The organism is Paracoccus sp. PAMC 22219 (assembly GCF_000787695.1).
GTDB lineage: Bacteria > Pseudomonadota > Alphaproteobacteria > Rhodobacterales > Rhodobacteraceae > Paracoccus.
The window spans coordinates 1-6,305 of sequence record NZ_BBPH01000017.1 but is presented as its reverse complement, the minus strand read 5'-3'; the positions used below and the strand labels follow the sequence as shown (position 1 = coordinate 6,305).

The window sequence follows — 6,305 nt, the reverse complement described above, 5'->3', positions numbered from 1 at the left end:
GCAGCGGCACCACGACCCGGTCGCCCGGCACCCCGTCCGAGGTCTGCGCCAAGGCAGGTTGCGTCAGTGCCGTCGCGGCGGCGATCATCAGGACAGTCCAGCGTGTCATCGGGTTCCTCGTGCGCAGTCACGGTCGGCGGGCAGGGTCGGCCAGCGCGCCCCGGGGTGCAAGGCAAACTGTCGTGAGCAGGGGCGGGGCCCGTCCCCGCGCTTGACCCTAGGGCGGGCGGCGTCTAACCCGAAACCGCAGCCTGCGCTGTCGCGGCAGGCACCTGAAGGAGGGATCATGTCCGACCGCTATTCGCTTCTCATCCTGCCCGGCGACGGGATCGGCCCCGAAGTCATGGCCGAGGTGGTCAAGGTCATCGACTGGTTCCAGGCGAACCGCGGCATGGCGTTCGACGTGACCCACGACCTGGTGGGCGGCGCGGCCTATGACGCGCATGGCGTGCCGCTGGCGGATGAGACGATGGCCAAGGCCCAGGCGGTGGACGCGGTCCTGCTGGGCGCGGTCGGCGGCCCGAAATACGACGTGCTGGATTTCAGCGTCAAACCCGAACGCGGGCTGCTGCGCCTGCGCAAGGAGATGGACCTGTTCGCCAACCTGCGCCCGGCGCAGTGTTTCGACGCGCTGGCCGATTTCTCGTCGCTCAAGCGCGAGGTGGTGGCGGGCCTGGACATCCTGATCGTGCGCGAGCTGACCAGCGGCGTCTATTTCGGCGAGCCGCGCGGCATCCATTCCGACGACAACAACCCCGACAACGAGGGTGGCCGCGTCGGCATCAACACCCAGCGTTACACCAGCGGAGAGATCCGCCGCGTCGCCCGCGCCGCATTCGAGCTGGCCCGCGCCCGCGGCAACAAGGTCTGTTCGATGGAAAAGGCCAACGTGATGGAATCGGGCATCCTGTGGCGCGAGGAAGTGCAATGGGTGCATGACAACGAATATCCCGACGTGACCCTGTCGCACATGTATGCCGACAACGGCGCGATGCAGCTGGTGCGTGCGCCGCGCCAGTTCGACGTGATCGTTACCGACAACCTGTTCGGCGACATCCTGTCGGATGCGGCGGCGATGCTGACCGGGTCGCTGGGCATGCTGCCATCGGCCAGCTTGGGCAAGCCGATGCCGAACGGCCGCCCCAAGGCGCTGTACGAGCCCGTGCACGGGTCCGCGCCCGACATCGCCGGCAAGGCGCTGGCCAACCCCATCGCCTGCATCCTGAGCTTTGCGATGGCCCTGCGCTATTCCTTCGGAGAGGGTGCTGCCGCCGACGCGCTGGAGGCCGCGGTCGAACGCGTGCTGGCCGATGGCGTCCGCACCGCCGACCTGATGGGCCCCGAGGGGGGCACGCCGGTCAGCACGTCGCAGATGGGCGATGCCATCATCGCCGCGCTGGAGGCCTGATTGGCGCTGACCGCCAATGTCAGGGGCGCGTTGCTGCAGCTTGCGGCGATGGGCCTCTATGCCACGCATGACGTGGTGATCAAGTCGCTGGGTGCGATCTATCCGGCGATGCAGATCCTGTTCTTTGCGTCCCTGCTGTCGTTTCCGCTGGTCAGCATCGTGCTGATGCGCGACCCGCAGCCCGGCACGCTGCGCCCCGCCAATCCGGGCTGGGTCATCCTGCGCACGCTGTGCGCGGTGGTGGCCGGGATGGCGGGGTTCTATGCCTTCTCGACCCTGCCGCTGACGCAGGTCTATGCGATCCTGTTCACGACGCCCCTGCTGATCACCATCCTGTCGATCCCGCTGCTGGGGGAAAAGGTCGGCTGGCACCGCTGGGCCGCGGTGATCGTCGGCCTGACCGGCGTGCTGATCGTGCTGCGCCCCGGCGGGCAGGAGATCCAGCTGGGCCACATGGCCGCGATGGCGGGCGCCGTGGCCAGCGCGCTGGCCGCGGTGATCATCCGCCGCCTTGGCCGGGCCGAACGGCCGATGGTCCTGATGATGTGGCCGATGCTGGGCAATTTCTTTGCCACCGGGGCGGCCCTGTCGGTCGCGTATCAGCCGATGGAGCTGGTGCATCTGGCCATGACCGGCATCATCGCGGGGCTGGGGCTGATGGGCGGGTTCCTGGTCATCATGGCCTATCGTACCGGAGAGGCCGCGATCGTGGCGCCCATGCAGTATTCCCAGATCCTGTGGGCCACCGGCTATGGCTGGTTCCTGTTTGGAGAGGGCGTCGACCCCGCCACCCTGCTGGGCGCGGGGGTGATCATCGCATCGGGGATCTACATCGTCTGGCGCGAGAGCCGCGGCGTCAGCGCCAACCGCCCCGCCACCAGCGCCCGCCTGCGCACCGAGACGGTGACCGCGCCGAAATCGACGATCCTGCAAAGATTGTGGGCGCCCCGCCGCTAAAGGGGGCTTGCAATCGCCGGACCGTCGCGCTACCTGCCCGTCCTACGGTCGGAGCGTAGCGCAGCCTGGTAGCGCACCTGCTTCGGGAGCAGGGGGTCGGAGGTTCGAATCCTCTCGCTCCGACCATTTCCCCGATTGTGGATTGCCACTGAAGTCTTCCTCAAGTGGCCACTATTCTTCCTTTGCGGCAGCAAGGCTGTCGTAATCTGGAAGGGTTCGTAGCTCGCGCCTCGTACCGCAGTGATTATCTGAGACAGCCATCTGCTATCCTCCCCGCGTCAATCCCGAGGTCAGGGATATGGGAAGGAGCGATCAGACGCCTCCGAATACGGAAGCAGATCAAGCAGAGATGAGGCAAAGCGCATCGCAGCTTTGCAGGAAAAGGCCAGTCCGCGCGACAGCGAGCAAACTCTTACATCGGCTGACAATTTTGGCCGAGGGTGTGTGAAAACTGGGTCGAACACAGTCATCCCGGGAACAACACTCTCCGGCAAGCATAATTGCGAGGCATCGTTCCGATGCGAGCCTTCAGAAACCGATTCGCCAAGGAACTTGTTCTTTCAGGGTTCTCGAAATCTGAGTTTTCACACACCTCAGCCGAGGCTGTGTGAAAACTCCAAATCCGGCAATCTGCGGAGAACGATTTCCTCGTGATTCCGCCTAAGGCGGACAGAATCAGAAGAAATTCTCGCCCCCGTGCCTTTGCGAGAACGTCGTTCCAGTTTCACCCGCGCTTGGTCGAGTTTTCACACAGCCTTGGCCCTTAGCTGCCGTTCGTCGCGTTCACCTCCACCCCGCTGAAGCTTCATCAGACCGGACGTTCGTGCATCGCGCAGCATTTTGTCGGCTGAGACGTCGTTCAGCGGACGAACCTGCCGTCGTGCGCCGCACGGGGCTGTCTTTAAACACTATCAAAAAGTACCTTCGCGAAGGCGCTGCGGAGCCAAAGTTCAAGACGCCTTCGCGTCTAAGGAAGTTGGACCTTTCGGCCATTACTTTTTCGAAAAGAATGGCTTGAGCAAACCTGATCGAGTAACTAAGCTTTATAGTTGTAAAATTTAAGACGCCCAATGATGATCGGGCGAAAAGATTGATTTTGGTGACATTGAGGAAGTTTAGGGAATGAGCGCCATTTTGGCAAGAAAACGCATATTTCGTCGTGTGGCTCTCAATGGTTAATACGCCGCTCAGTCCAATCAACGTAATCGATGGTGCTTCTGTAAGGGGACACAATGGCCTATATGTTCTAGGTTGTTATGACGATAGAATTACTTTCTATTCCCAGCAGGTGCGAGCAATAGCGCTGATCCACGCCTTAGCAGAGCAAGAACACCTACGAAACAATCCGCGTATTGCCGTGGTTGGAGGGGGAGCCGCGGGCACAGCTGCAGCTGCCGCTGCAGCGCTCGCTTGTAATGGTGAGGTGGTCATATTTGAAGCCGCCAGCGACCTACTCAAGCTTCAAATGGGTACTGATCGCCGCAAGCTGGATCCCCACCTCTATAACTGGCCACAGAGCAACTCTGATGATCCTGTGGCTGACTTACCAATCCTAGGTTGGGATGCTGGAGCGTCCACGGAAGTTCGCAGTGAAGTGGTGCGACAATTTGAAGAAATTTGTGGGAGAGCTGAGAACCTGGTTCAAAAAAAAACGCCATAGGGTTAACTCTATCAATAAAACCAACGATGGTGATTACACTCTTAATGTATTAGATATTGCTGCTGAAGAAGAGGGCCATGAAACGTTTAGGATTGTCATCTTGGCATTCGGTTTTGGCCTTGAAGCAACCGAAACTGTTGTAGGCATTGGCGACAAGAGCTATTGGGACAACGCTGGAGTGCCGGGAGCAGAGTTTCGTGGTCGCCCTCAGCCACACTTTTTCATTAGTGGCAGCGGGGACGGCGGCTTAATTGACTTTGTCGCATCTGCTTTCGCAAACTTTGATCACGCGATGCTGATTCAAGAAATTACGACTAGCCCAGGCCGAAGAGAGTTAGAAATTGAGCTGCTCAGCATTGAGAATGATGCGCGCCAGGCAAAGGAAAGAGCTGAACCTTTCGACCTGTTTAATTCATACAATGCCCGCATTACGCCACTTATTGAGGGCAGCGGCCTCGTGGCGCGTATCAGTCGCCAGCTTCGCCCTGGTGTTCGACTTACTTTGCAGACAAAGGACGAATCAGTATTCTCTTTGGGCTCTGCAATTCTCAACCGCCTTGCAGCGTTTACTACAATTAGAGCGTGTCTAACAACTGAAGGGCACGACTTTCAGCACTTGGCTTGTGAGTCGGTAGAGAGAGTTAATGGCTTTGTTGCTGAGCCTGACGGGCCTACCTACCAACTAAATTGTGATGGTGAAGTTATCACTGCAGACGAGGTAATAATACGACGTGGGACCTTTAGAGATGGCGTTCGTGGTCGTTTTACTGCGCTTCTTGGTAACCACCAGCAACAACATGAAGAATGGCTAGCTCGACTTGGTGAAGCGACTCGTGTCCCTGTTCTCTCGGCTGAGGCTCAAGACTATTTTAGATCAAAAGCCCGTGATGCCAATATTATTGGATCCGTACGCCGTATAAATTTAGCGGCCGCAGCCATGCCAATAGCGATCCATCTTAGCCTCAAAATGGTCGGCACCGCATTCCAGGCAGATCCAATCCGCAGCCAGCTTGCCTTTGCAAACCAGGCAGGGGTCATCCTCGATGTCGAAATCGAGAGGAAACGGATCAGGGATCTGACGGGTGTCGCACATGGTCTACCTTACCAAGGGAACCACGCTCTATCTAGCACACTTGGCAGTGCCATACTGACAGCTGCGTGACACAGGAACCAAGCGTCCAGCGGCGCGGGGGCAGGAATGAAAGTCCGGTAGACATCGGTCATTTCCTGCAACTGCCACACCCCTGCGAACCGTTCAGCTGATTTGACCGGCACCGACATCCGCCTCATGATGATTTTGGCTAAGCAATAAGAAAGACGACCACATGGCAGATGCTTCAAAGCTTGCTCTCGATGGACAGCCTACAGAGAAGAAACTCAAGAAAACCGAGGCTGCGAGTGCCGCTGACCAGACTGCACGAATAGCGGAACAGCCTCAGTCCAACCCTGGCCACGCATTCCTGCAAGTCGATGAACCATCAGCAACAGAGATCCGTCTCGTAAAAATTGAGCGGAAGCTGAACGCGATCATGGATCATCTCGGCATCTCACGCTGATCCACCAAAGCCCAACCCCGGCGCGATCACTGGCACCGGGGTTTGGCGGCTCATGAAGCCGAAATTGCGCCTAGTCAGCTGCCGGAGGTTGGACGGGGAGCGACGCTCGCTCTGCGGGAAAAAGCTGTCTTCGAGAATTCCGGAACGGTGCAAGCCAGGCGAAACTGTGCTTCAAGATCGATCTTTCGTCATCCTGTCGTGAGCTCCATTCATGCCCGCCCGCATCGCCCATTTTTCATTGCTGGTCCCGGACTACGATACAGCCCTCGATTTCTTCTGTCGCATCGGCTTCGAGTGCCGGGAGGATACCGATCTTGGAAACGGCAAACGATGGGTGCGGATCGCACCCCCGGGCGCAGAAACCGAAATTTTGCTCGCCCGCGCTGCCGAAGACCGACAGTCCAGGTCTGTCGGAGAGCAAGGCGGTGGACGTGTCTGGCTTTTTCTGGAGACCGAAGATTTCGCAGCTGACTATCAGCGGCTTCGAGCAGCAGGCGTTGAGTTCGAGACGCCACCGCGCGATGAACCGTACGGGCGTGTCGTCGTCTGGAGGGACCCGTGGGGAAATCGTTGGGATCTGATCGAGTATGCTCACCCTGACCGGAGCGGAACAGGCAACTAGCGAGGTCTTTGCGTCGATCCCGCCTGGTCGCCGAGACGTTGCTTTTCGAGAAACAGTGGTGATCGCGGGCACCGCGATCGCTGATCCAACAGACAGCCGCGC

General features: G+C 59.1%; 6 protein-coding genes and 1 tRNA gene. All 7 read left to right on the top strand.

The genetic code is table 11. The annotated features are described in order from the left end of the window. Positions 1–286: 286 nt before the first annotated feature. The 7 genes from leuB to TY51_RS20745 all read left to right on the top strand — a co-directional run bounded on the left by leuB (position 287) and on the right by TY51_RS20745 (position 6,203). The gene (gene leuB, locus TY51_RS02930) at positions 287–1,408 is read left to right on the top strand and encodes a 3-isopropylmalate dehydrogenase (RefSeq protein WP_042245669.1); all 1,122 of its coding nucleotides are present in this window, start codon (positions 287–289) and stop codon (positions 1,406–1,408) included. A 6-nt stretch (positions 1,409–1,414) separates the two neighbouring features. Continuing rightward, positions 1,415–2,365, top strand: a complete 951-nt coding sequence (locus tag TY51_RS02925; protein WP_081994678.1) for a DMT family transporter — start codon at positions 1,415–1,417, stop codon at positions 2,363–2,365. A gap of 49 nt (positions 2,366–2,414) precedes the next feature. Continuing rightward, positions 2,415–2,491 (top strand) — tRNA-Pro (locus TY51_RS02920). Between the two features lie 1,045 nt (positions 2,492–3,536). Next, a complete protein-coding gene (locus TY51_RS22420; protein ID WP_197054610.1) occupies positions 3,537–4,025 on the top strand; it encodes a hypothetical protein in 489 nt (162 codons plus the stop codon). Then, positions 3,973–5,187 (top strand): hypothetical protein, encoded by a 1,215-nt coding sequence (locus TY51_RS21615; protein WP_197054609.1) that lies wholly within the window; start codon positions 3,973–3,975, stop codon positions 5,185–5,187. The genes TY51_RS22420 and TY51_RS21615 overlap by 53 nt, the downstream gene beginning before the upstream one ends. A gap of 163 nt (positions 5,188–5,350) precedes the next feature. After that, positions 5,351–5,581 (top strand): hypothetical protein, encoded by a 231-nt coding sequence (locus TY51_RS21610; RefSeq protein ID WP_156117848.1) that lies wholly within the window; start codon positions 5,351–5,353, stop codon positions 5,579–5,581. A gap of 211 nt (positions 5,582–5,792) precedes the next feature. Continuing rightward, entirely contained in the window at positions 5,793–6,203 is a 411-nt protein-coding gene (locus tag TY51_RS20745; RefSeq protein WP_081994677.1) for a VOC family protein, read from the top strand. Positions 6,204–6,305: the final 102 nt, after the last annotated feature.